The organism is Gloeocapsa sp. DLM2.Bin57, from assembly GCA_007693955.1.
Taxonomy (GTDB): domain Bacteria; phylum Cyanobacteriota; class Cyanobacteriia; order Cyanobacteriales; family Gloeocapsaceae; genus Gloeocapsa.
Genome location: RECR01000095.1, coordinates 1 through 21,960, shown reverse-complemented (window position 1 = coordinate 21,960; position 21,960 = coordinate 1). Strand labels below are relative to the sequence as shown.

Annotated in this window: 20 protein-coding genes and 2 pseudogenes; 14 read left to right on the top strand and 8 right to left on the bottom strand. The window is 38.1% G+C overall.

The annotated features are described in order from the left end of the window. Nucleotides 1–309: 309 nt before the first annotated feature. From EA365_12650 to EA365_12630, 5 genes and pseudogenes are all read right to left on the bottom strand, one after another. Nucleotides 310–1,386: a hypothetical protein gene (locus EA365_12650; protein ID TVQ43421.1), complete on the bottom strand. Its 1,077-nt coding sequence runs from the start codon at nt 1,384–1,386 to the stop codon at nt 310–312. A 54-nt stretch (nt 1,387–1,440) separates the two neighbouring features. Then, a pseudogene (locus EA365_12645) lies at nt 1,441–1,768 on the bottom strand (type II toxin-antitoxin system RelE/ParE family toxin). A gap of 8 nt (nt 1,769–1,776) precedes the next feature. Further along, nucleotides 1,777–2,028: a hypothetical protein gene (locus EA365_12640; protein TVQ43420.1), complete on the bottom strand. Its 252-nt coding sequence runs from the start codon at nt 2,026–2,028 to the stop codon at nt 1,777–1,779. Nucleotides 2,029–2,091: 63 nt separating this feature from the next. Further along, nucleotides 2,092–4,647, bottom strand: coding sequence for a leucine--tRNA ligase (gene leuS / locus EA365_12635; GenBank protein TVQ43419.1), 2,556 nt, complete (start codon nt 4,645–4,647; stop codon nt 2,092–2,094). A 17-nt stretch (nt 4,648–4,664) separates the two neighbouring features. Next, nucleotides 4,665–5,504, bottom strand: coding sequence for an ABC transporter substrate-binding protein (locus tag EA365_12630; GenBank protein ID TVQ43418.1), 840 nt, complete (start codon nt 5,502–5,504; stop codon nt 4,665–4,667). Nucleotides 5,505–5,578: 74 nt separating this feature from the next. Here EA365_12630 and EA365_12625 point away from each other — a divergent pair, with 74 nt between their 5' ends. The 5 genes from EA365_12625 (at nt 5,579) to EA365_12605 (ending at nt 10,398) form a co-directional block, all read left to right on the top strand. Then, on the top strand, nt 5,579–5,977 hold the full coding sequence (locus EA365_12625) for a gamma-glutamylcyclotransferase (GenBank protein TVQ43417.1): 399 nt from the start codon (nt 5,579–5,581) through the stop codon (nt 5,975–5,977). 4 nt (nt 5,978–5,981) lie between these two features. Continuing rightward, nucleotides 5,982–6,755, top strand: coding sequence for an imidazole glycerol phosphate synthase subunit HisF (gene hisF / locus EA365_12620; protein ID TVQ43416.1), 774 nt, complete (start codon nt 5,982–5,984; stop codon nt 6,753–6,755). A gap of 86 nt (nt 6,756–6,841) precedes the next feature. Further along, complete coding sequence (locus tag EA365_12615) at nt 6,842–7,048, top strand: hypothetical protein (protein ID TVQ43415.1); 207 nt, start codon at nt 6,842–6,844, stop codon at nt 7,046–7,048. A 442-nt stretch (nt 7,049–7,490) separates the two neighbouring features. Further along, entirely contained in the window at nt 7,491–8,600 is a 1,110-nt protein-coding gene (locus EA365_12610) for a hypothetical protein (protein ID TVQ43414.1), read from the top strand. A gap of 70 nt (nt 8,601–8,670) precedes the next feature. Next, nucleotides 8,671–10,398 (top strand): calcium-binding protein, encoded by a 1,728-nt coding sequence (locus EA365_12605; protein ID TVQ43413.1) that lies wholly within the window; start codon nt 8,671–8,673, stop codon nt 10,396–10,398. Here the strand turns inward: EA365_12605 and EA365_12600 are convergent. Both EA365_12600 and EA365_12595 read right to left on the bottom strand, forming a co-directional pair. Next, entirely contained in the window at nt 10,395–11,081 is a 687-nt protein-coding gene (locus EA365_12600; GenBank protein ID TVQ43412.1) for a DNA-binding response regulator, read from the bottom strand. The genes EA365_12605 and EA365_12600 overlap by 4 nt on opposite strands. Further along, nucleotides 11,078–11,581 carry a DUF1499 domain-containing protein gene (locus EA365_12595; GenBank protein TVQ43411.1) on the bottom strand — a complete coding sequence of 168 codons (504 nt, stop codon included), beginning with the start codon at nt 11,579–11,581 and terminating at the stop codon, nt 11,078–11,080. The genes EA365_12600 and EA365_12595 overlap by 4 nt, the downstream gene beginning before the upstream one ends. A 123-nt stretch (nt 11,582–11,704) precedes the next feature. Here EA365_12595 and EA365_12590 point away from each other — a divergent pair, with 123 nt between their 5' ends. The 7 genes from EA365_12590 to EA365_12560 all read left to right on the top strand — a co-directional run bounded on the left by EA365_12590 (nt 11,705) and on the right by EA365_12560 (nt 20,560). Beyond that, the gene (locus EA365_12590) at nt 11,705–13,111 is read left to right on the top strand and encodes a sensor histidine kinase (protein TVQ43410.1); all 1,407 of its coding nucleotides are present in this window, start codon (nt 11,705–11,707) and stop codon (nt 13,109–13,111) included. 463 nt (nt 13,112–13,574) lie between these two features. Beyond that, nucleotides 13,575–15,197: an NAD-dependent malic enzyme gene (locus EA365_12585; protein ID TVQ43409.1), complete on the top strand. Its 1,623-nt coding sequence runs from the start codon at nt 13,575–13,577 to the stop codon at nt 15,195–15,197. 42 nt (nt 15,198–15,239) lie between these two features. Beyond that, nucleotides 15,240–16,640 carry a class II fumarate hydratase gene (gene fumC / locus EA365_12580; protein ID TVQ43408.1) on the top strand — a complete coding sequence of 467 codons (1,401 nt, stop codon included), beginning with the start codon at nt 15,240–15,242 and terminating at the stop codon, nt 16,638–16,640. Nucleotides 16,641–16,791: 151 nt separating this feature from the next. Then, nucleotides 16,792–16,986, top strand: coding sequence for a 50S ribosomal protein L33 (gene rpmG / locus EA365_12575; GenBank protein TVQ43407.1), 195 nt, complete (start codon nt 16,792–16,794; stop codon nt 16,984–16,986). 14 nt (nt 16,987–17,000) lie between these two features. Continuing rightward, nucleotides 17,001–17,216, top strand: a complete 216-nt coding sequence (rpsR, locus tag EA365_12570; protein TVQ43406.1) for a 30S ribosomal protein S18 — start codon at nt 17,001–17,003, stop codon at nt 17,214–17,216. Between the two features lie 105 nt (nt 17,217–17,321). Beyond that, nucleotides 17,322–19,322, top strand: a complete 2,001-nt coding sequence (locus tag EA365_12565; protein TVQ43405.1) for an RNB domain-containing ribonuclease — start codon at nt 17,322–17,324, stop codon at nt 19,320–19,322. A 38-nt stretch (nt 19,323–19,360) separates the two neighbouring features. Continuing rightward, a complete protein-coding gene (locus tag EA365_12560; protein TVQ43404.1) occupies nt 19,361–20,560 on the top strand; it encodes a peptidoglycan-binding protein in 1,200 nt (399 codons plus the stop codon). Nucleotides 20,561–20,613: 53 nt separating this feature from the next. Here the strand turns inward: EA365_12560 and EA365_12555 are convergent, their stop codons facing one another. Continuing rightward, entirely contained in the window at nt 20,614–20,796 is a 183-nt protein-coding gene (locus tag EA365_12555) for a hypothetical protein (protein TVQ43403.1), read from the bottom strand. On the opposite strand from EA365_12555, the gene EA365_12550 reads away from it, so the two are divergent. Together EA365_12550 and EA365_12545 are read left to right on the top strand one after the other, a co-directional pair. Next, entirely contained in the window at nt 20,782–21,801 is a 1,020-nt protein-coding gene (locus EA365_12550; GenBank protein ID TVQ43402.1) for an IS4/IS5 family transposase, read from the top strand. The genes EA365_12555 and EA365_12550 overlap by 15 nt on opposite strands. Before the next feature lie 31 nt (nt 21,802–21,832). Further along, nucleotides 21,833–21,960: pseudogene (locus EA365_12545) on the top strand (transposase).

Sequence of the window (21,960 nt, the reverse complement as noted above, 5' to 3'; positions counted from 1 at the left end):
AACAAGAATCTCCCGTTATAATGCGTAGCATTTAGCGGGGGGAGTGTCAATTTAACAGAGTTTTACATTATCCGAAGAGCTCAATTATGCTTGTCAGTTTCCAAAACAAAATCAATGTTTAAGTTGTTTTTGACGTGGGTTTATTACTTTATTAGTCCATATAATTAAAGGTCTGTTAATGAAAAAGTAAAGCCCTCTGCCAAGGAGGAGGTTTTAAACCCATTTTTCTGATAATAAGTTTCTCAGCATTTCAGTCTAAACAGTTTAACCCGATTAGAGAGAAATACTGAGTTTCCTAATGTTTAGTTGTTAGTTACCAGAATAGTATAGCACCGCGCCAATACCACCAAATTGTTTTAATTTGTCTGCGCCTTCACCATAGACGAATTCAACCTCAGCCCCTGAGAGGATGACGTCAACGATTAAAGAATCAAATTCCTCAGTATCAACGGGGTAGGGAATCACTAAAGTTTTAACTTTACCACGCTCTAGGGCTATTTCTACTCCTTGTTTTTCGATGACTGCAGGACCATTTTTATTAAACTGATAGACAAGATTTTCTACTACAGTCACATCGTGATCTTGTTCGTAAGCATAAGCAATAGGTCGAACTATATCAGCGATTTCTCGTTCAGGTAGCTTGAAATCCATCGGTTCAATAGCTACTACTAAGTCTCTGACATTAGGACGTAGCGCGCTTCTGATTTGTGCTGCTTGTTGCTGATTACCACCAAAAACGATTCGTTCTGCTTCTAAACTCTCTAGGAAATATTGATTGATTTCACCGGCTACTTCTTTGATAAAACGTTGTTCGTATTCTTTGTCTCGGCGATCGAAAGCGAGAGTCTTTGATTTACGTCCAAAACGTCGGGCTAGTTCGTGTTCTGTAGATAATTGTATTTCATTAGTAGCCCTAGTGAGAAATACTTCGACGATTCTTACTTCTGAACCTGAAAAGAGAATCGCTAGATATTTTTTGTATTGATCTAAAGCGAATAACAGGTGTTTAATTTGGGGTAATCCGTAATAAACACGAGTTTTCATCGGCACTGGTAAATCGATGGCTACTAAATCCTCAAAGTCGCTAAACAAAGCGATCGATCTACCTGTGGGTTTTTGGTGTTGTAGGCGATCCATAATCATTGTTTCTGTACGAGATAAAGTTTTCTGGGCTTCCCAACGCTTCATCTCTTCGGGATCTAGTTGTGATTCAAATCGTTTTAATTCGTTTTTTAGTTCGATTTGCCAAGCAGGAGTTACTCTCTGGTTTTCTGGATTGGTTGAATCTATATCTACATAAGCGGTCAAAATCGAGTTATTTTGATAGTCGTGTGTACTGACAAAATCACGAAACAAGTCGAGAATGTCGTTGATATCTGTGGTCATTTTGTTTTTTTAAGCACAATTATTTAGTTGATCTTACCCCATCATAGTATTCAATTACTCAAGAGCACTTTTGATGGCTGTTTCAATCTCCTTTAAGCTAACATCTGTTTGGTCCGATTTAGCATAAATTAGTCAAAAACGGTCAATCATCTCTGAAGGTGAAAGATAAGAAGCCTACACCATAATCTTTGATTCGGTGTAGGAGTATGTCACCACGAACTTTAAAAACTGTGGCTGTTGTACCTGTAATCTGATCCCCTATAAAATTTCCTTCTTGTAGTTTTCTAATAATCGGTTCGATATCCTGTTTAATTTGGCGATAGCGTCTGAACAGGTTTTTAAAGCGACGTTCAAAGGATGAGGTAAAGCGGACTTCTACCATGAGTTTATTTACTTATTATTTTCAGTCCACAGTTGTTCAATGGGGTAGGTTTGTTCAGTTAAGGCTTGTTGAAGGGATTCTTGTAAATCTGCTAGGATCTGTTGGCAAGATTCATGCTCATCAATCCACTGGAGTCCGCTTTCAGTTTCTAGGGTATGTACTAATTTTTCCCATAATTTAATTGGAACTATGACGTCGGTTGTGTCACCTGAGCTGTTAGTTATGTAACGTAGATTAAGGTTAGCTTCTGATGGATTCATTGATGGTTATTTCTAAAGGATGGTTGATCAGGTTGGTAATTTGAATAGTAGATAGTTACAAATCTAAACCACAAAGTTAACTAGTTTATCAGGTACGACAATGACTTTTTTAACTTCTTTTCCTTCGAGATAGCGCTGGGCTATTTCAGAGTTACGAGCGTATGTTTCTAAGGTAGAGCGATCGCTTTTAGCTGGTACTTGAATCGTTCCTCTAGTTTTACCACTAATTTGAATAACTAGGGTTATCTCATCTACTACCAAAGCTTCGGGATTTAATTGGGGCCAAGTTTGTTGATGGATCGAACTATCATAACCGAGTTGATGCCATAATTCATCGGCTAAATGGGGTGCAAAGGGAGCGATTAATTTGAGTAAGGTTTCAATTCCTTCCCGATAAACACTCTGATTAACACAGGGAGAGTCGTTTAAAGCGTTACTTAGCTTCATTAACTCTGACACTGCGGTATTAAACTGATAATCCCCTGCTAAATCTTCTGAGATTGCTTGAATCGCTGTATGAATAGCGCGTTTTAATTCTTTCTCTTCTTTACTTAACTCAGAGAGGGGTTTAACTTTAGTTGCACAATTTTTAACGTCAAATTCTGTTACTAGACGCCAAACCCTATTCAAGAAGCGATATTGTCCTTCTACATCAGCGTCATCCCATTCTAAGTCTTTTTCTGGTGGTGCTTTAAAGAGAATAAACATTCTCGCGGTATCTGCTCCATATTTGCCGATAACCTGTTGGGGATCAACGCCATTGTATTTAGATTTAGACATTTTTTCATAAAATACCTCTAGAGTATCTCCCGTTTGAGGATCGTAAGGATGATTGGGGTTAACTTCAGCTTGAGGTATATATTTACCCGTAAGGGGGTTTTTATAGGTCATTCCCTGTACCATTCCCTGAGTTAACAGACGTTGAAAAGGCTCAGAACAATTGAGTAAACCGCGATCGCGCAGTACTTTAGTAAAGAAACGAGAATAAAGCAGGTGTAAGATTGCGTGTTCTATTCCTCCTACATACTGATCTACTGGCATCCAGTCGTTAACTTGAGATTTACTAAATACCTCTTCTGAGTTATTAGCATCGGTATAACGTAAAAAATACCAGGAAGAATCAATAAAGGTATCCATAGTATCGGTTTCCCTACGTGCAGGTTTACCACAATTAGGACAAGGTACATTGACCCAATCTGTTAATTTAGCTAAAGGAGATGGTCCTCGACCACTGAATTCTACATTCTCGGGTAGTTTAACTGGTAAATCCTCTGCGGGTACTGGTACTGCGCCACAGTCTTCACAGTGTATGATGGGTATGGGTGCTCCCCAGTAGCGTTGACGGGAGATTAACCAGTCTCTGAGACGATATTGTATTCTGGCTTTACCAAATCCTTGGGTTTCGGCGTAGTTGATAATGGCTGTTTTGGCTTCAACAGAGGGAATACCGTCAAATTGTCCTGAATTGATGAGTATTCCTGGATCTGTATAGGCAAGCTCTAGTTTTTCTTCGGTTGCTCCCTCTGGTATAATTACTACTTTAATGGGTAGATTTTGTTCTTGAGCAAATTTAAAGTCTCGGACATCGTGAGCAGGTACACCCATTACCGCTCCTGTACCATATTCATAGAGGACATAATCGGCGATTAAGATGGGTATCTCTTCACCGTTAAAGGGGTTAATGGCGATCGCTCCTGTTAAGACTCCTTGTTTGGGTTTGTCTTCTGCGGTTCTTTCTAGTTCGCTTTGACTTTTGACGGTTTCAATAAACGCGGTTACCGCTTCTTTTCTCTGATCGGTAGTAATTTCTAGAGTCAGAGGGTGTTCTGGTGCTAAAACTACGTAACTTACACCATATACTGTATCTGGTCTGGTGGTAAATACGCCTATTTTGGCTGCTTGATTAACTACGGGAAATTCTAGATAAGCTCCTACTGATTTACCAATCCAGTTAGCCTGCATTAATTTTACTCTCTCAGGCCATCCTGTTAATTGGTCTAAATCTTGTAATAATTCTTCTGCATATTCAGTGATCTTTAAAAACCATTGTTTGAGTAGTTTTCGCTCTACTATAGCCCCAGATCGCCAGGATCTCCCTTCGTTATCTACTTGTTCATTAGCTAATACTGTTTGGTCAATGGGGTCCCAATTTACCGCTGCTTCTTTTTGGTAAGCTAAACCCATTTCTAAAAATTGTAAAAACAGCCATTGAGTCCACCGATAATAGTCAGGACGACAAGTGGTTACCTCTTTACTCCAATCGATGGATAACCCCAATTGCTGTAGTTGTTTTCGCATTTGCGAGATATTCTGTTCAGTCCAAGTAGCAGGTGGGATACCACGTTCAATGGCTGCGTTTTCTGCGGGTAACCCAAAAGCATCCCAACCCATGGGGTGGAGCACTCGATAACCCTGCATTCTTTTTACGCGAGCTATTACATCTGTAATCACATAGTTGCGCACGTGTCCCATGTGCAGATTCCCCGAGGGATAGGGAAACATGGAAAGGGCGTAAAATTTGGCAGAGGCTGAATCTAGTTCGGTTTGCTCTAAACCTAGTTCTGTCCAACTTTGTTGCCATTTTGACTCTATTTCTGCTGGGTTGTATCGGGACTGCACAGATATCTCCTTTGTTGTTACATATTACATTCGGCTAGGGTTTTGTCTATATAAGGGGTTAGTGGCTCAAACCACATATCCCATACTTCTGCTCCTTGGCCACTTTGAGCAATAAATTGATTAACTGTTTCTCTCCAGACGGCGTTATCATCATCCCCGGGAAGAATCATACCATAAGCTGCACAGAAGGGGCGATCGTTCACTAGGGGTGTGGCTACTACAAAGTTATCAGGATCAACCTGCATAATGGTAGCGCTACCTATTAATAAGATACCATCGCTAGCAAAGCCTGTGATTTCTCCTGCTTGAACTGCTTCTATTCCTTCTATTCTAGTCGTAAAGGTATCGTTGATTTGAGATTCAGGATACACCATTGCCATTTCTTGCGCGTTGGTTGTTCCGGCGATCGTCCCAATCGTCGCTGTTTTCATGTCTTCTTCGGTTATACCCCCTTGAGCAAAAATTTGGGTAGCTGTGACAAAAAAGGGTAAGGAAAATTTGATCTGCTCTTCTGTTTCTCTTTCGGCTGTAATTGTGTTAGGTCCACATTCTAAGTGTACCTGTCCTCCTGTAACTAGTTCCCACCTATTTTGAGTTGTAGAGGTTACAAATTCTGTTGTTACTGGTTTTCCAAATTTTTCGGTTAAAGAAACCGCTAAAGCATTAGCAAAGTCTGTACAGTATCCTTCTGATGGACTACCAAAACCAAATAGGGGTGAGTCATCTCTGACTCCTACTTTGAGAATACCAGTTTCTTCAATTTCTGTTTCTACAGGGGTAGCGATACTGCTATTAGCCCAAGTTAACCCTAGTGAGATACCACTAGCTAAAACTAGCAGTTGTACGATTCTTTTCATAAATAATCTTTTTGTTTGAGTGGTCAAGATAGTTATAATACTATCTCAAGTTCTCTATTTAGTTTTTTGTTTTGTTGAAGGTTTTTGTTTACGGGACTCTTAAACCTGGTGAGTGTAATTATCCTCGTTACTGTCAGGGTAAAATAATTGACTCTCAACCTGCTTATACCCTGGCTTGTCTCTATAGTTTACCTTTTGGTTATCCGGCGATGACTCCTGGTAATCAAAGGGTTGAGGGTTTTTTGTTGACTTTTCCTAATCAAGCTTATTTAGCTTCTCTCGATGAGTTAGAGGGTTGCACTGCTGGTCAACCTCGCGATAGTTTGAGTTATTATCGTCAAATGGTTAGGATTTATAATCTGGAAGGGGATTATCTGACTGAGGCTTGGGCTTATTTTATGACTCCTGAGCAGGTTAAACTGTTTGGGGGTAGGTTTGAACCCTCTGGGTGTTGGCGTTTTTTAAAGGAATAATCTTATGTTGGCTAAACGTATTTTACCCTGTCTGGATGTTAACGCGGGTAGGGTGGTTAAAGGTGTTAATTTTGTTAATCTTCAAGATGCTGGTGATCCCGTAGAATTGGCTAAAGTCTATAATGATGCTGGGGCTGATGAGTTGGTCTTTCTGGATATTACCGCTACTCATGAGGACCGCGATACGATTATTGATGTGGTCTATCGTACCGCTGAACAGGTGTTTATTCCTCTCACCGTGGGTGGGGGTATCCAATCCTTAGAAAATATTAAACTTTTGTTAAGAGCTGGTGCAGATAAAATCAGTATTAATTCTGCTGCTGTGCGTCAACCTGATTTTATTAATCAAGCTAGCGATCGCTTTGGTAATCAGTGTATCGTCGTGGCTATAGACGCTCGTAAACGTCAAGATCCTCATAACCCTGGTTGGGATGTCTATGTGAGAGGAGGTCGCGAAAATACTGGTTTAGACGCGATCGCCTGGGCTGAGGAAGTCACTCGTCGTGGTGCGGGTGAACTGTTAGTTACTAGTATGGATGCTGATGGAACTCAAGCAGGTTATGATTTAGACTTGACTAGGGCGATCGCCTCGGCTGTAGAAATCCCTGTTATTGCTTCTGGGGGTGCCGGTAATTGTGAACATATCTATCAAGCTCTTACTCAGGGTAAGGCTGAAGCTGCTTTACTAGCGTCTTTATTACACTATGGTCAATTAAGCATCAGTGAGATTAAGTCTTATCTAGCTACTCATAATCTACCTGTGCGCCCTATTGTTTAGATTTTCTTAACAAGTATGAGTCTGTATTTGTCGCCATCTTGGGCAAATGTATATTAAAATAGACTAAACTTTACATTTTTTAAAAAATGTTATTAATAATTCTCATGTTCGACGTCGCTCTTGTAGCTTGGTCGTTACATTTAATGCAAAAAGCCTTTGAACAAAGGGAGTTTTCCTTAATGCTCGCAGGCACTCTTGTCGCACTAGCGGCAGCAGCTATGTTGGTAGTCTATTTTTTGATGCACAATTGCTTAAATTATCTAACCAGTGTCAACTACTATCCTTACCTTTAATTTTACTTTTTGACTACTTTAATTTTTTCTTGCCTTGTTTTTGACTATAAAGTTATATGACTTACTATTGATATAAACAATCAAAAATAACAGTGACCTGGAGATGTTTAAAACCTAGAGCTTTCCTACATAAGTACATATTATTTGGAGATTAACTGATAGTAAATACAGTTTTTCTTACTCCCATTTAGCCAACTTAGGAAATGTAAGTTTTGTGTTGGTCACTGCTATTTTTTTGTAACGAGACAGACTTGAACTTAAACAGCCTATTTACCTCTTTTCTTTAACTAAACTGCCTGCTTTATCTGCCAGGAGAAGCTTTTTCTTGCTTCTTTTATTAAGATAACATTGAGTTTAGATTAAAATCTAGTCTTAGTAACAAAACTTTACAGAAAGAGAAAAAGTAAAATATTATCATAGGTAAAAAGTTTAACTTCAGATCATGTCTTCTCCGACTAATCCTCCCTATCAAAGTAAACTGTTTAGTTTTCTCAATCGTCAATATATTAAGCTCAAAGATAACAGTATCAGAACTTGGCGTGGATTGAAAGTAGCCGTGACTTGGAGTGCTCAAATAATATTATATCCAGTTTACTTAATAGTACAAACAGGGCGATTATTAGGTCGTCAGTTAAGTCAAAGGAGCAAATTAATACAACTACCTAGTTGGGGCAATACCAAGGGGAAGAAGAAAAAAAGAACAGAAAAACCTGCTATAGAAGCAACCCTAAGTCAATTAGAGAGTTGGGTTCCCGAAAAAATAGAAGCTATAGCAACAGATAAAGAAAGTGGGAAGCTGCTACTAGTACAGAAGGAAAACTTATTACTAGATATTCTCAACGAGCAACAACAAAAAGAATTAAATAAGATTATTATTGAAAATATAGCCAATTATTGGCGTCAACGACAAGAGCATGAGCAAATCATCTTAGTTAAAAAATTTCCCAACATTTTAGCCCCAATCAAAACCGATAACAAAAATATTATGCTTCCGATTCGTTTATTTTGGGAAATTATGCAGTGGATTCAATATAGCCCTGTGGCTATGTCTGTTAATCTGTTTGGGGAAGCATATTTAGAGCCAATAGTTAATCAAGACAAGTACAACTTTTTTAGAGTACAAGAGTTAATCGCTCAAGCTATTGATTACTTTTTTGGGACAAATGTTGTCAGTAAAGTCAAATTACCCACAGGAGATAATCACAGTCTAGAAGAAAGTCAAAAAAATGGCTATCTAAATGGTAAATCACCCTTATCTTTACCATACGTTAAAACCACAGACAAGGGTCAAAACTGGTTAACATGGTCAGACTTATATTATGAATATGTACCTATTAGTAAACCGAATAAAACTGAAATAGAATCAAAAGAGTTTTTAGAAATAGAAACTCAGAAAAGAGAAGAGGATTATTTAGAAACCCAAGCTATATCCTTAGGATATGTACAACATCCCCTAGAAAAAGTCTTAAAATGGTTAGACAGGGTGGTAGAGTGGGTAGAAAAATTATGTTTAAATATCTGGCGAGTTTTGTTTAAAAAACATAATAAATAAAAGCCCCCAATTCCTTTTTTTCATATGTTAGCCTATAAAGTAATCAAAGATACGTTGGTGAGGAGTAAAGATGGCGGTTATTTACGTAAATGTGGATGCAGAAGGAAGTAACGATGGTTCATCATGGCAAAACGCTTATAATAGCTTGCAAGATGCTCTTAATACAGCCCAAACAAACGATGAAATTTGGATCGCCAAAGGTGTATATAAACCCACAGATAATCGCAATAGAAACGTAAGTTTTAACCTTAAAAATTCTGTGGATGTCTATGGTGGTTTTGCGGGTGATGAAAACAACTTAAACGAGAGAAATCTAGAGAGAAACGAAACAATCCTCAGTGGTAACATTGGTCGTCAAAGTAGGGATGATGATAATAGTTATCAAATCGTTACAGCGATTGATTTAACCGAAGAAACGAGACTAGATGGTGTAACTATCAGAGAAGGATATAGCCAAAATATACCCAATGATAGTAATTTAAGACATTATGGAGCAGGATTATTTGCTAATAATAGTAACCTAGTCTTAAGTAATTTAAATATTGCCGATAATCAAGCTCAATTTGGAGGTGGAATTGTTATTGCTGGTAATAATAGTCAAGCAACCTTAGTTAATAATATTTTTACTGACAATATAGCCGATAGAGGAGGAGGTGGTTTACTGATTAGTGACGCCCAGATAGAAGTAGTTAATAATTTATTTACTGGTAATATAGCTAATGCTACAGGTGGTGGAGCTTATTTATGGAGAGGGACTGGTAACTTTATTAATAATACCTTTGCTGATAATTCTAGTCAAGAACAAGGGAGCGCAATCACAGCGGAAAATGGTGCTAATCTGACAGTTAATAATAGTATTATTTGGGGTAATAACAGTGAAGAACCAGGAGACCAAGTCTATAATAAGCTAGTAGTAGATAGATTTGAAGACTCTACAGTTACCGTTACTAATAGCTTAGTAGAAAATGGTTTCACAGGACAAAATAATCTAGAGGCTGATCCTTTATTTGTTTACCCGACAAGGGGTGATTATCGTCTGCAGAGTGAATCTCCTGCTATCAATGTTGGTAACAATAATGTCATTACTGTAGATGTAGATTTAAGTAATAACCCTCGGATCATTAATGAGATCGTTGATTTGGGTGCTTATGAATTTGATCCTGAAATTGTTTACGAAATTAGAGGAACAAATGGAAACAATAACCTGCGTGGGACAACTGGTAATGACTTGATCTTAGGTTTAGAAGGAGATGATAACATCAACGGAAGAGGTGGAGATGACACTATAGATGGTGGGCCAGGAAATGATACCTTAAACGGTGCAATAGGAGACGATGTACTGATAGGTGGTCCGGGAAGAGATATTCTCAGAGGTGGTACAGGTAACGATACCCTCAATGGTGGTACAGGTAACGATACCCTCAATGGAGGACCAGGGGACGACATTTTAATCGGAGGTCCAGGAAATGATCTACTGATTGGAGGTCCAGGTAACGATCGCTTTGACTTCAACAGTCCCGAAGAAGGAGTAAATACTATTAGAGACTTTGATAATGGTGATAACTTAATTGGTATTGCTGTAGAAGGTTTTGGCTCAGGACTTGCAGAGGGGACATTATCACCTAATCAATTTACTTTAGGACGAAGAGCATCTACAGAACAAGAGAGGTTTATCTTTAATCGTAACAACGGTCAGCTCTTTTTTGACCCTGACGGATCAGGAAGTGAACCACAAGTACAGATAGCTACTTTAGAGGATAATGCTAGCCTAACCGCGAGAGATTTTCTCTTGTTTTAACCATGAGGGGGGAAAGATTTTAAACAATATCCACGTCCTTTCAGAGTTATAATCAAATCATCAGGTAATCCTGTTAACTTTAATTTGCGTCTTAAGTGACGGATATGAGAGCGAATGGTAGCTTCTGCAGGTTCTTCTACAGAAGACCATAAACTCTCAATAATGGTCTCTATGTCTAAGACTTCGTACTTATAGCGTAGGAATAGCTCTAACAATCCATATTCTTTAGCAGTTAAAGAGATAGATTTACCCTGGAAACTAACTTCACAATTAGAAGTATTTAGCCTGAGACCACCCCAGTTTAACACAGATAAACAATTAGAGTTCAAACGACGGGATAAAGCACGAATATGGGCGGCTAATTCATCGATATTAAGGGGTTTACACAGATAACCATCTGCTCCCCTATCTAGTGCGCTGATTTTATCATGACTAGTACAACGACTCAGAAGTACAAGAATCAGAAAATGATAATTATTTTCCCGAAAACGTTGACATAAACTAAGACCATCAATCTTAGGTAAAGAATAGGGTAAGATAACTAAATCATAGTGATAGGTACAACCATATCTCCACCCTTGTTCCCAATTATTAACTACATCAATAATATAGTTATACTGAGTTAAACCTTTTTGGATTAAATTTCCTAAATTTGGTTCATCCTCAAGTAATAAGATTCTCACCGCAACAATTCTCTGAGAGTTTCTATCCGCTGACGGTTAACCCCTAGATCCGATTCTCCTAAACGAGAAGCTGAACGAACCTCAATTACACCAGGTTGATTAGGATTAACATAAAATTCTACATCATCCACAAAACCTAACCACTGACTGGTAAATTGAGCATAGAGATAATCATCACTCTCAGCGATAATGCGAGTACGGGGTTGTTGAGTGATTAACTCTTTTAACCTGGTTATACCTTCACCTTCATAAACCAGAGGTTCAATATAATGTTCGAGATCCTCACTTTTACTACTAACACAATTAGGAGTACTCCGACAAGGTGTTAATTTACCTTCAGAGATACCGAGAGACTCGGGTGGACTTCCTGCAAAAATTGTCGGACTGTCTGGGAAAAAGACTCTCCATCCTAACCAGACTAATACAATTGCTACTAGAGCAATAGTCGTAATTTGTAGCCAATTTACCGTTTTTTTCTTAGTTTCTTCTAAATTAGACATAATCCTAAGTACTGTAATCTACACTATTTAGTTCGGTTGACCTGCTCTACTAAATTACCCTGGTCAAGCTAACATTAGGATAACTCTGGTATTAGTTGAGATAAATGTAATTATAGTAAGTTCATGGTTGTTAAGCATTGGTCATTACCTACCCTCAGTGATTTATTCTATCGTTATGAGTGCCAACAAACAGCACCTAAAAATCAGCCTTTGGTTAAAGTTAATCCTAAGACTGCTTCTCAACAGTATCATCAAGCTTTAACTCAAGCTGAACAAGAATGGTTCGCGGCGATCGCCGCTATGGAAGCATTACTAGAGAATGTTTTAATTGAGGATACCGAAGCTTATCAAGGGATAATCTTATCTAGTCCTATTTCCTTATTATCTAACCATAACTTACTAACAGGAGTATTTACTACTGAAGCTTTTGAGCAACTTTCCCTGACATCTTTACTATTACCTTCTGCTACTGAAATACCAGTAGGAATTGCTTCTAGAGAGATTTTACAATTACCTTTACTCCCCAAAGATCCTCTCACTAGTGAACGTTATGGCTTATTATTAACGAGTAGTTTTAGTTTAGCGATCGTCTTAGGTAAAGATAACTTAGGGTTTCCTAAATTTTATTTTTCTTTTGTTCCTGAATTAATCGAAGAAATTTGGCATAATCTCAAAACTCGTTTATCATTAACCAATCATCCCGATTTAGAATTATTAGAGTCAACAATTGCTCAATTCCCACCCCTTAACCCTGATTATCGTTTAGTTACCAAATTTTCTCGTTACTTATTAGATAATTTAGCTATTCCTCAAAAATCTACTAATAATCAACAAGTAAATACCCTTAATAAAGAGATAGAATTATTACAAGCTTTTACTCACGAAATCAGAACACCTTTAACCACGATTCGCACTTTAACTAGGTTATTACTCAAACGTTCCCAACAATTAAGTACAGAAATATTAGCGCGGTTAGAAATGATTGATCAAGAATGTACAGAGCAAATTAACCGCATGGATTTGATTTTTAAAGCCACAGAGTTTAAAAAACAACCAGTTAATCCACCCTTACAATTATTACCCATTTGTTTAGATAAATTATTTCAAGAAAACATTCCTCGTTGGCAAAAACAATCCCAACGTCGTAACGTAATTTTAGATATTGTTTTACCCCAAAAACTGCCCATAATTTTGGGAGATCCCGCTATGTTAGAACAAGTTTTAACTAATTTAATGGAAAAAATAACCAAAGACTTAGCTACTGGTGGGAAAATTCGTGTCGAAGTGACGATCGCTGGTGATCAACTCAAATTAGAATTATTAGCATTATCCCATTATCCTGCTAATCCTTTGAAATCTTTAGGTGAATTACTCATGTTTCAGCCTGAGACAGGTAGTCTTACGTTGAATATGAACGTTACCAAAAATCTGTTTAATCTGATGGGAGGTAAATTAACCATTCGTCAACAGGAAGATACAGGGGAAGTGTTTACAATCTTTTTACCTCTCAAGACTACTCAGACCTATTGACCTAATGCCCTAAAACTCACTTTACGCAGTTCAAACAGTAGTATGAAGAGGAGTCAGAATTGCAGCAATTCAGAAGTGCTGAATATTTTTTTAAATACATAGTTTTTTCCTGTTTTTTCAGTAGAAGTACTTAAAATTTTTTCTAAACTCTATATTGATTGCCAAATGAATTAAAGTGTAATTAAAGCACACTAAGTATTAATTACTACCCCTCCTGACTACTTTCTCGCTTATTACAATTAGACGTGCGGAATGTAGGATAGAATATTCTTAAAAAAGTGACCAAAGCGAATTAAAGTATGATAATATAGCTCTACGTGCAAGGAACTCAGGCATTCTTGCCTTCAAGCAAAAGTAGATTAGTACTGGGTTTGATAACTTTAAAATGTCAAACATCGGGAAGTACTGCTATATTATCCAAATCACAAGGTAAGCCTAAAAAATTAGTTACAGCGAAACCTCCATGAACAAAAAAAGCATTGAACTTCTTAATGACCCCTCCCTCAATAAATCAACTGCTTTCACCGAAGCAGAACGGCAAGCTTTAGGGTTAGTTGGGTTAGTTCCGGATGTCACCGAGACAGAAGACTTACAGTTGCGTCGCGTAATGTTACAATTGGGACATAAAACAACTGATTTAGACCGCTACATTTATTTAATGAACTTGCTTGACCATGACGAAACCCTATTTTATCGAACAATTATGTCCGATCCAGCACGGTTTTTGCCCATTGTCTATGATCCAACCATTGGCGAAGCCTGTCTCAAATTTGGACATATTTTTCGCGGACCAAAAGGGATGTATCTATCCATTACTCGCCGAGGTCATGTCCAAGAAGTTCTGCGCAACTGGCCAGTTAAAGACGTACGCTTTATTTGCGTGACAGACGGAGGACGTATTCTAGGATTAGGAGATCTTGGGGCTAATGGCATGGGGATTCCCATTGGCAAGTTGCAACTCTATACAGCGGCAGCAGGAGTGCCTCCACAAGTTCTCCTACCCATGTATTTAGATGCAGGAACAAATAATGAAACTTATCTTAATGATCCTCTCTATCTAGGCTTACGTCAGACCCGTCCTTCTACAGAAGATTTGTTTTCCTTTGTCGATGAATTTGTCGAAGCCGTACAAGAAGTGTTTCCTAGGTGCTGTATCCATTTTGAAGACTGGACGGGAGTAGATGCTGTTCATTTGTTAGAACGCTATCGAGATAAGGTATGTTGTTACAACGACGACGTACAGGGAACAGCGGGCATTGCCGTGGCCGGTTTAGTTAATGCCATGAAGATTACGGGCAAACAGTTTAGAGACCAGCGTATTCTGTTTTTGGGAGCAGGTTCAGCAGGGATTGGCATTGCTAATTTAATTGTTTCGACTATGGTACAAGAAGGATTATCTCTTAAAGATGCTCAATCACAGATATTCTTGTTTGATGTAAACGGACTTTTAGAGTCAACTCGCACCGATTTAGTGGATTTTCAGCTTCCCTATGCCCATGACAATCCTCCCCTCAAAGATTTTGTCGAGGCAATTAAACTGATTAAACCTACTGTGATTATAGGGGTAAGCACCATCGGTAAAGCCTTCACTCAGCAAGTTGTCGAAGCGATGTCTGAGATCAATGAACGCCCGATCATTTTTGCCCTTTCTAACCCAACGGATCATGCTGAATGTACCGCAGAACAGGCGTATAACTGGTCAAAAGGAAAAGCGCTTTACGCAGCCGGAGTTCAATTTGCTCCCGTTCAATATCAAGGTCAAACGTTTTTACCAGGCCAAGCCAATAATTTTTATATTTTTCCAGCAGTGGGAATGGCCATCTATGCTACCCAAGCGCAACGAGTCACAGATGAGATGTTTATCGAAGCAGCCCGTGCTGTAGCTGATTTAGTGACTGCTGAACAGTTAAAACAAGGACTGCTCTATCCCCTCCAGTCCAACATATTAGAAACAGAAATTCAGACAGCCGTTCGAGTGGCCAAATTAGTGTTTGATAGAGGTCTGGCAGGAGTTGAGCAACCCCAAGATATTGAAGCATTTATTCGCAGCCACGTTTACGAGCCGAAGTACCAGAAACTGGTATAGCGTTGTTGATAATTCTATGACTGTAGTTAGGAGAGAAACCTTATGAGCGAATTTCGTACGGAAACAGACAGCTTGGGAGAAGTCCAAGTGGAGAAAGACAAACTATGGGGCGCACAAACTCAACGCTCACTTGAACATTTTAGCATTGGAGACGACTTAATCCCAAAAGAGATGATTCTTTCCTACGCGGTGCTTAAAAAAGCCGCAGCCATTGTCAATCATCAAGATGGTCGTTTGCCAGACCAACAAAAAAACTTAATTTGTCAAGTTTGTGATGAAATTCTGGCGGGTCAACACCATGAAATGTTCCCTTTGCACGTTTGGATGACCGGTAGCGGAACTCAGTTCAATATGAACGTTAACGAAGTGATTTCTAACCGCTGTTGTCAATTAGCCGGAACCGAGTTAGGCAGTAAAATCCCTGTGCATCCGAACGATCATGTCAATATGTCTCAGTCTTCTAATGATTCCTTTCCTTCTGCTATGTATATTGCGGCAGCCCAAGGCACGAAAGAACACTTAATCCCCTCTGTAACAGCTTTACGGGATTTAATCGATGCTAAGGCGAAAGAGTGGCAAAATATTGTTAAAATTGGTCGTACTCATATGCAGGATGCGACCCCGTTAAGTTTAGGACAAGAATTTTCCGGTTATGTGGGACTATTAGAAGATGCTCTGGAACGATTGCATGACAGCCTAAAAGGAGTTTATCGTTTAGCCTTAGGAGGAACAGCCGTTGGGACGGGACTTAACGCAGCACCGGATTTTGCTGAAAAAGCCGCGGCCGCCATTGCTGAGCTCACTGGATTACCTTTTATAACTGCTCCCAATAAGTTTACAGTGCAGGGTTCCCATGATGCTTTAGTCATGCTCAGTGGAGCTCTGAAAACTCTTGCTACCTCCCTTTATAAAATTGCCAATGATATTCGTTTGCTCAGTTGTGGACCTCGCTGTGGTTTTCACGAACTGGATATTCCCGCCAACGAACCAGGATCTTCTATTATGCCTGGGAAAGTTAATCCAACGCAATGCGAAGCATTAACGATGATTGCGATACAAGTAATGGCTAACGATTTGGCGGTGACTTTTGGTGGAGGAAGCGGTTATCTAGAAATGAATGTTTATAAACCCTTAATGATTTATAATATCCTACATTCTCTCCGCATTTTGTCCGATGGCTGTAATAATTTTGGACGTTTTTTGGTGACAGGCATGAAACCCAACGAAAAGCAAATTCAAGCGTTCGTTGAAAGATCCTTGATGTTAGTAACCGCCCTAAGTCCAATTATTGGCTACGATAAAGCTTCCCAAGTAGCCCATTATGCTCTTGAGCATGATTTAACCCTCAAAGAAGCCGCTCTAAAGTTAGGATTTATTAGCTCTGATAAATTTGATGAGGTAGTCGATCCTATCAAGATGATTCATCCCTATGTCCCTCAATGATCTATCGAGAAGCAGGATTTACTAATATGACTCAGGCTGAACAATTCTGCTATTAATGAAATAGCCCTAAACTAGAATTAGGGCTATTAACCAAAAGAATGTGATATAATGATCGTTTGTCTATAAACTAAAATTAAGTCAAAAGAAACTTATGGCAAGCAAAAAAGGTGCTCGAATAGTTATTACTCTAGAATGCACCGAGTGTCGTAGTAATAATAACAAGCGATCGCCCGGTGTGTCTCGTTACACAACCATGAAGAATCGTCGCAATACCACAGGAAGAATAGAACTAAAAAAATTCTGTACTCACTGTAATAAACACACCGTCCACAAAGAAATCAAATAAAGTATTACTCCAAAATGGCTTATTTTCGTAAACGTCTATCTCCAATCAAACCAAGCGATCCCATAGATTATAAAGATCTAGAACTATTGCGCAAATTCATCACCGAACGCGGTAAAATACTACCACGTCGAATCACAGGGTTAACAGCCAAACAACAAAGAGATCTAACCACAGCCATCAAAAGGGCTAGAATGCTAGCTTTATTACCGTTTATCAACGCAGAAGGCTAAAAAACTTGTGGTTTAGCCAAAAGAAAGGGTAAAAGTCTAATCAATACCCTTCTTTGCTTTGATAGTATAGAAATGTAATAAACTAAGCAGAGAAAAGCAGAACAGGTGGAAAAGGGAAACCTCATTGAATTTCGACTACAAGGACAACGTCGTCTAGCAGTAGTAGATCGCCCAGAAGGGAAAAAAGACTGGATAGTAATTGACCAAAATGGTCACCCCCATAAATTACGCCCCCAACGAGTAGAATATACTGTAGGAGGTGGTCCTTATCAATCAGAAGATATACCCCCATTTTTAGAAGAGGTAGAATCCTATCTAGATTCTTCTAACCTAGAATTAGCTTGGGAATTACTAGTAGAAGATGGAGAAGGGATAACACCAGAAGAGATGGCGGCTCTGTTATTCTCGGAACAATCACCCCACCTGTGTTATACTGCTCATAGTTTATTATCAGAAGATAAAATCTACTTTAAGAAAAAAGGTGATCTCTACGAGCCTCGTCCAGTGAGTCAAGTTCAAGAAATAAAACACCAACAAGAAGTAGAAGCACAAAGAAAACAAGAAAAAGAAGCATTTCTTAATCACTTTAAGAGAAGGCTTCAGGGAGAACAGATAACCTGGTCAGAAAGCGATCGCTCTCGTTTAGAAATACTAGAAAAATACGCTTTATTTCCAGAACAGTCAGCGCGCAATGCTTTAGAGATTCTTAACGAACTAGAACAACCCACAAACCCAGAGCAAGTTGTTAACCTACTAATAGAACTAGGTTGGTGGAGTAAACACGAAAATTTATTTCTGCGACGCAGTTCTTACCCCGCCCATTTCTCACAAAAGGTTCTTTCTGTGGCGCAAACATACCTTAACTCACCTCCTGTAGATCCAGACCAAAACCGTTTAGATTTAACCCATCTCAAGGTTTACACCATAGATGATGAAAGTACCCAAGAAATTGACGACGGTTTAAGTGTAGAACAGATTAACTCTGACCAATATAGAATCTGGATACATATCGCTGACCCCACTAGGTTACTTTCTCCTGGAGATGAACTAGATTTAGAAGCTAGACGGAGAAGTACTACTCTCTATCTACCCACGGGAATGATTTCTATGTTTCCTACTGAACTAGCTACAGGACCAATGAGTTTAGTACAGGGTAAAATCTGTCCCGCTTTGAGTTTTGGTGTAGTGTTAGATGATGCAGGAGCAGTGTTAGATTATTGTATTCATGCTAGTTTAATCAAGCCTACCTATCGTCTGACCTATGAAGACGTAGATGAGATGTTGCAATTGAACATAGCAGCAGAACCAGAAATTACTAATTTAGGCGCTTCGGCGAAAAAACGCCAACAATGGCGCACCCAACAGGGTTCTATCAATATTTTAATGCCTGAATCTTCGATTAAAGTAACTACTGAAGATGAAATTATTATTAAGTTATTAGATAACTCTCTTTCTCGTCAACTAGTAGCAGAAATGATGATTCTCGCAGGAGAAGTGGGAGGACGCTACTGTCAGGATCATAATTTACCCGTTCCTTTTCGCAGCCAACCCCAACCTGAACTACCTTCAGAACAAGAATTAATCATCTTACCACCAGGACCTGTAAGGTATTGTGCTCTACGTCGTTGTATGCCAAGGAGCGAAATTAGTCTTAATCCTGGTCGTCACGCTAGTTTAGGGTTAAATAGTTATATTCAGGTCACCTCTCCTATTCGTCGTTATACCGATTTACTGGCACATTTTCAACTCAAAGCCTATTTAAGGGGAGATCCTTTACCTTTTTCTGAAGATAAAATGCAGGAAATTCTCTTTAGTGTAATTGATTCAGTGAAAGAAGCTTCTAGTGTGGAACGTCAAACTAATCGTTATTGGAGTCTAGAATTTTTGCGTCGTCAACCCGAGGGAGTCTGGCAAGTTTTGGTCTTACGTTGGTTACGAGAAGATGAAAATCTCGCCTTGGTAATGTTAGAAGATCTCGGTATAGAATTACCTCATCGTTTTGAAAAAAATGTCTCTTTAGGCGATCGCCTAGAATTACAGGTTATCCGCGTTGATCCTTATCGCGATGAAATTCGCTTTCGGGAATTAACCCAAGCCAATGTGTAAAATGAACTGAAAATATGCCTTTAAAGAGACGTCAGCTAATGTTACCTTTAGCTGTAAGTACCGCCTGTTTACTTTTACCGAAGTCAGATAGGATTAAATTACCCTCTCTCATATCTCAATCAAAATTTGATCAAGAGAAAGTATATCAACAATTTCTAGAGATAGCATCATCATCAGAAGATCAACATCCTGTTTTACTCTTCCAAGGAGTTGACAAAGAATTAGAAGCAGAGATTAGGGATTATCCTCAACGTTTACAACAGCAGATTACTTGTTTAGATTATCCAAGTATCGGGGAAATACCCCCTATAGATGAGGACGGTTTAGAGTTTTTGCACCCAGAAATTAAGGAAGCTTGTCTCTGTATTGGTAGTTATCAAGATGGTAAATTAAGTACCAAATGGTTAGGCAAAAATGCTCTCAGTAATCAAGAGTTTTGGAGTGCTACTAAATTTATACCTTTATTAAACCTGATTTGTCGTAGTAATTGTGATGTTAATCATTGTCAAATCAGAGGATTAACTAAATATAATCAATTGAAAAATATTAATTTTCATAAATTAGCTAAAGATTTGATGACTTATCAAAAAAAAATAGCTAGTTCTAATGCTTTAGCTGCTACTTTAAAAAGATTTCAACCTCAAATAAAATTAGAAAAATGGGTACAAAATATCACAGGAAATCACGATTCAATCTTTCGAGGTAGATACGGTGAACCACCTTTTATCAATCAACCAGAATTATATAATTCTTTAACTGAAAATGTTGTTTTAACACCAGATAAACAAGAACCAAACTGGGGAGATAATAGTATTTCAGCTTATGATTTAACTAGATTAATCTCTCAAATTGGTTGGCATTATTATCTACAACCTTCGGCAAAGTTACCAGGTATTAATGACTCTAATCTTGATAGTTTGATTCAGATTATGGGTTTTGATACAGCCCGCTTTACGGAAAGAGCGATCGCTATCTTAGGATTAGAAAAACAGTTAGATTCTTTAGTAGTGCTCTCTAAACAAGGATACGGTGTAACTACTATCAGAAAGAGAACCGAAGCAGTTTATGTAGCCTTGATCCAATTTAATTATCAACAACAATTATTTACTCTAGGGATGACCTTAAAAAGTGCTTTAGCTTTACAACCAAGAGATGTAACTCAAGAATTAGTTAGATTAGAAGCTCGTTTAACTACAGAAATAACTGAGATTATTAGGCGGGTGACTAATATGAAATAAGAAAAGAAAAAGCGATCTTTTCTCACATCTTACACCAGTACAAAAGTACTAAATTAACCGAGGATATTAACAGATTTGCGATAGTATCCACAGGACTTACGCTGACACGCTATATGTAGGGTGTTAACCCAAATACTACCACTAGAAAAAAAGAGAGTAATAAAGAACCTAATAAGATTATAATAAAAAGGAGTAACTAAACTTAAAATACCTAACCTCTCATGAGTTTTAGTCATTTGGATTACTGTCAATATTTGCTGACTAGTCCTAAAAACTACACTTTAACAAATCTAGCTAAACATCAATTAACAGTTAGTCATGATACTATCAATAAGTTTTTAAGAGAAACGGAAATTAGTTCTGCAATAATTTGGGAAAATGTTAGACCCAGTCTTAAAGAAGATGGTGAAGCAAGTTTAGTATTTGATGATACAGTTTTAGACAAAAGATTTAGCAATAAAATAGAACTCGTGAGAAAACAATATAGTGGAAATGAACATAGAGTTATTAAAGGAATTGGTGTAATATCATGTCTTTATGTTAACCAGAACACAGGGGAATTTTGGGTAATAGATTATCGTTTATATAATCCAGATGAAGATGGGAAAACTAAGTTAAACCATCTAGAAGAAATGTTGCTCGACGCCGTAAATGAAAAGGAGTTCCCCTTTGCTAGAGTGCTTATGGACTCATGGTATGCCAGTCAAAAAATAATGGCATTAATAGATAATTTAGGCAAAAAATATTACTGTCCGCTTAAAATAAATAGATTAGTAGATGATTCTTTAGGCACAGAAAAATATAAAAGAATAGACCAATTAGTCTGGAATAATTCAGAGATAGAAAGAGGAAAAACTATTAAAATAAATAAATTTCCTCCAGACCATAAAGTCAAATTATTTCGGGTTACTATTTCTCCCAATAGAACGGAATATATAGCAACAAATGAACGGGTTGATAATTCAACTCAAGAAATTAAAGACATTTGTAGTAATAGGTGGAAAATAGAGGAGTTTCACAGAGAAATTAAACAAATAACAGGAATAGAATCTTGTCAATGTCGCAAAGCAATTATTCAAAAAAATCATATTGCCTGCGCTTTTTTAGTTTGGAATCATCTAAAAAGACTGGCTACTATTACAGCTAAAACAGTCTATGAACTCAAAAACGAATGGTTTTCAGTTCATTTGACTCAAGAACTAAAGTCACCATCTATTCCCATGAAACTAGTGCGTGTCTAGCCGCCATATCTGGTGTTTAAACGTAAGTCCTGCAGAAGATAAACTAGCTAAATTACAAGAAAAAGCAAGTGAACGTAAGAAGGGGAGTAGAGCTAGAAAAAAGCTATTTAAAAAGGTAGCTAAGTTACATTTAAAAATAGCAAGGCAAAGAAAAGATTT

Coding starts and splice junctions, on each gene's coding strand:
- EA365_12650 (TVQ43421.1), bottom strand. CDS start 1,386: ATGACCACAGATATCAACGACATTCTCGACTTGTTTCGTGATTTTGTC.
- EA365_12640 (TVQ43420.1), bottom strand. CDS start 2,028: ATGAATCCATCAGAAGCTAACCTTAATCTACGTTACATAACTAACAGC.
- EA365_12630 (TVQ43418.1), bottom strand. CDS start 5,504: ATGAAAAGAATCGTACAACTGCTAGTTTTAGCTAGTGGTATCTCACTA.
- hisF (TVQ43416.1), top strand. CDS start 5,982: ATGTTGGCTAAACGTATTTTACCCTGTCTGGATGTTAACGCGGGTAGG.
- EA365_12615 (TVQ43415.1), top strand. CDS start 6,842: ATGTTATTAATAATTCTCATGTTCGACGTCGCTCTTGTAGCTTGGTCG.
- EA365_12610 (TVQ43414.1), top strand. CDS start 7,491: ATGTCTTCTCCGACTAATCCTCCCTATCAAAGTAAACTGTTTAGTTTT.
- EA365_12605 (TVQ43413.1), top strand. CDS start 8,671: ATGGCGGTTATTTACGTAAATGTGGATGCAGAAGGAAGTAACGATGGT.
- EA365_12595 (TVQ43411.1), bottom strand. CDS start 11,581: ATGTCTAATTTAGAAGAAACTAAGAAAAAAACGGTAAATTGGCTACAA.
- EA365_12590 (TVQ43410.1), top strand. CDS start 11,705: ATGGTTGTTAAGCATTGGTCATTACCTACCCTCAGTGATTTATTCTAT.
- EA365_12585 (TVQ43409.1), top strand. CDS start 13,575: ATGAACAAAAAAAGCATTGAACTTCTTAATGACCCCTCCCTCAATAAA.
- fumC (TVQ43408.1), top strand. CDS start 15,240: ATGAGCGAATTTCGTACGGAAACAGACAGCTTGGGAGAAGTCCAAGTG.
- rpmG (TVQ43407.1), top strand. CDS start 16,792: ATGGCAAGCAAAAAAGGTGCTCGAATAGTTATTACTCTAGAATGCACC.
- rpsR (TVQ43406.1), top strand. CDS start 17,001: ATGGCTTATTTTCGTAAACGTCTATCTCCAATCAAACCAAGCGATCCC.
- EA365_12560 (TVQ43404.1), top strand. CDS start 19,361: ATGTTACCTTTAGCTGTAAGTACCGCCTGTTTACTTTTACCGAAGTCA.
- EA365_12550 (TVQ43402.1), top strand. CDS start 20,782: ATGAGTTTTAGTCATTTGGATTACTGTCAATATTTGCTGACTAGTCCT.
- EA365_12555 (TVQ43403.1), bottom strand. CDS start 20,796: ATGACTAAAACTCATGAGAGGTTAGGTATTTTAAGTTTAGTTACTCCT.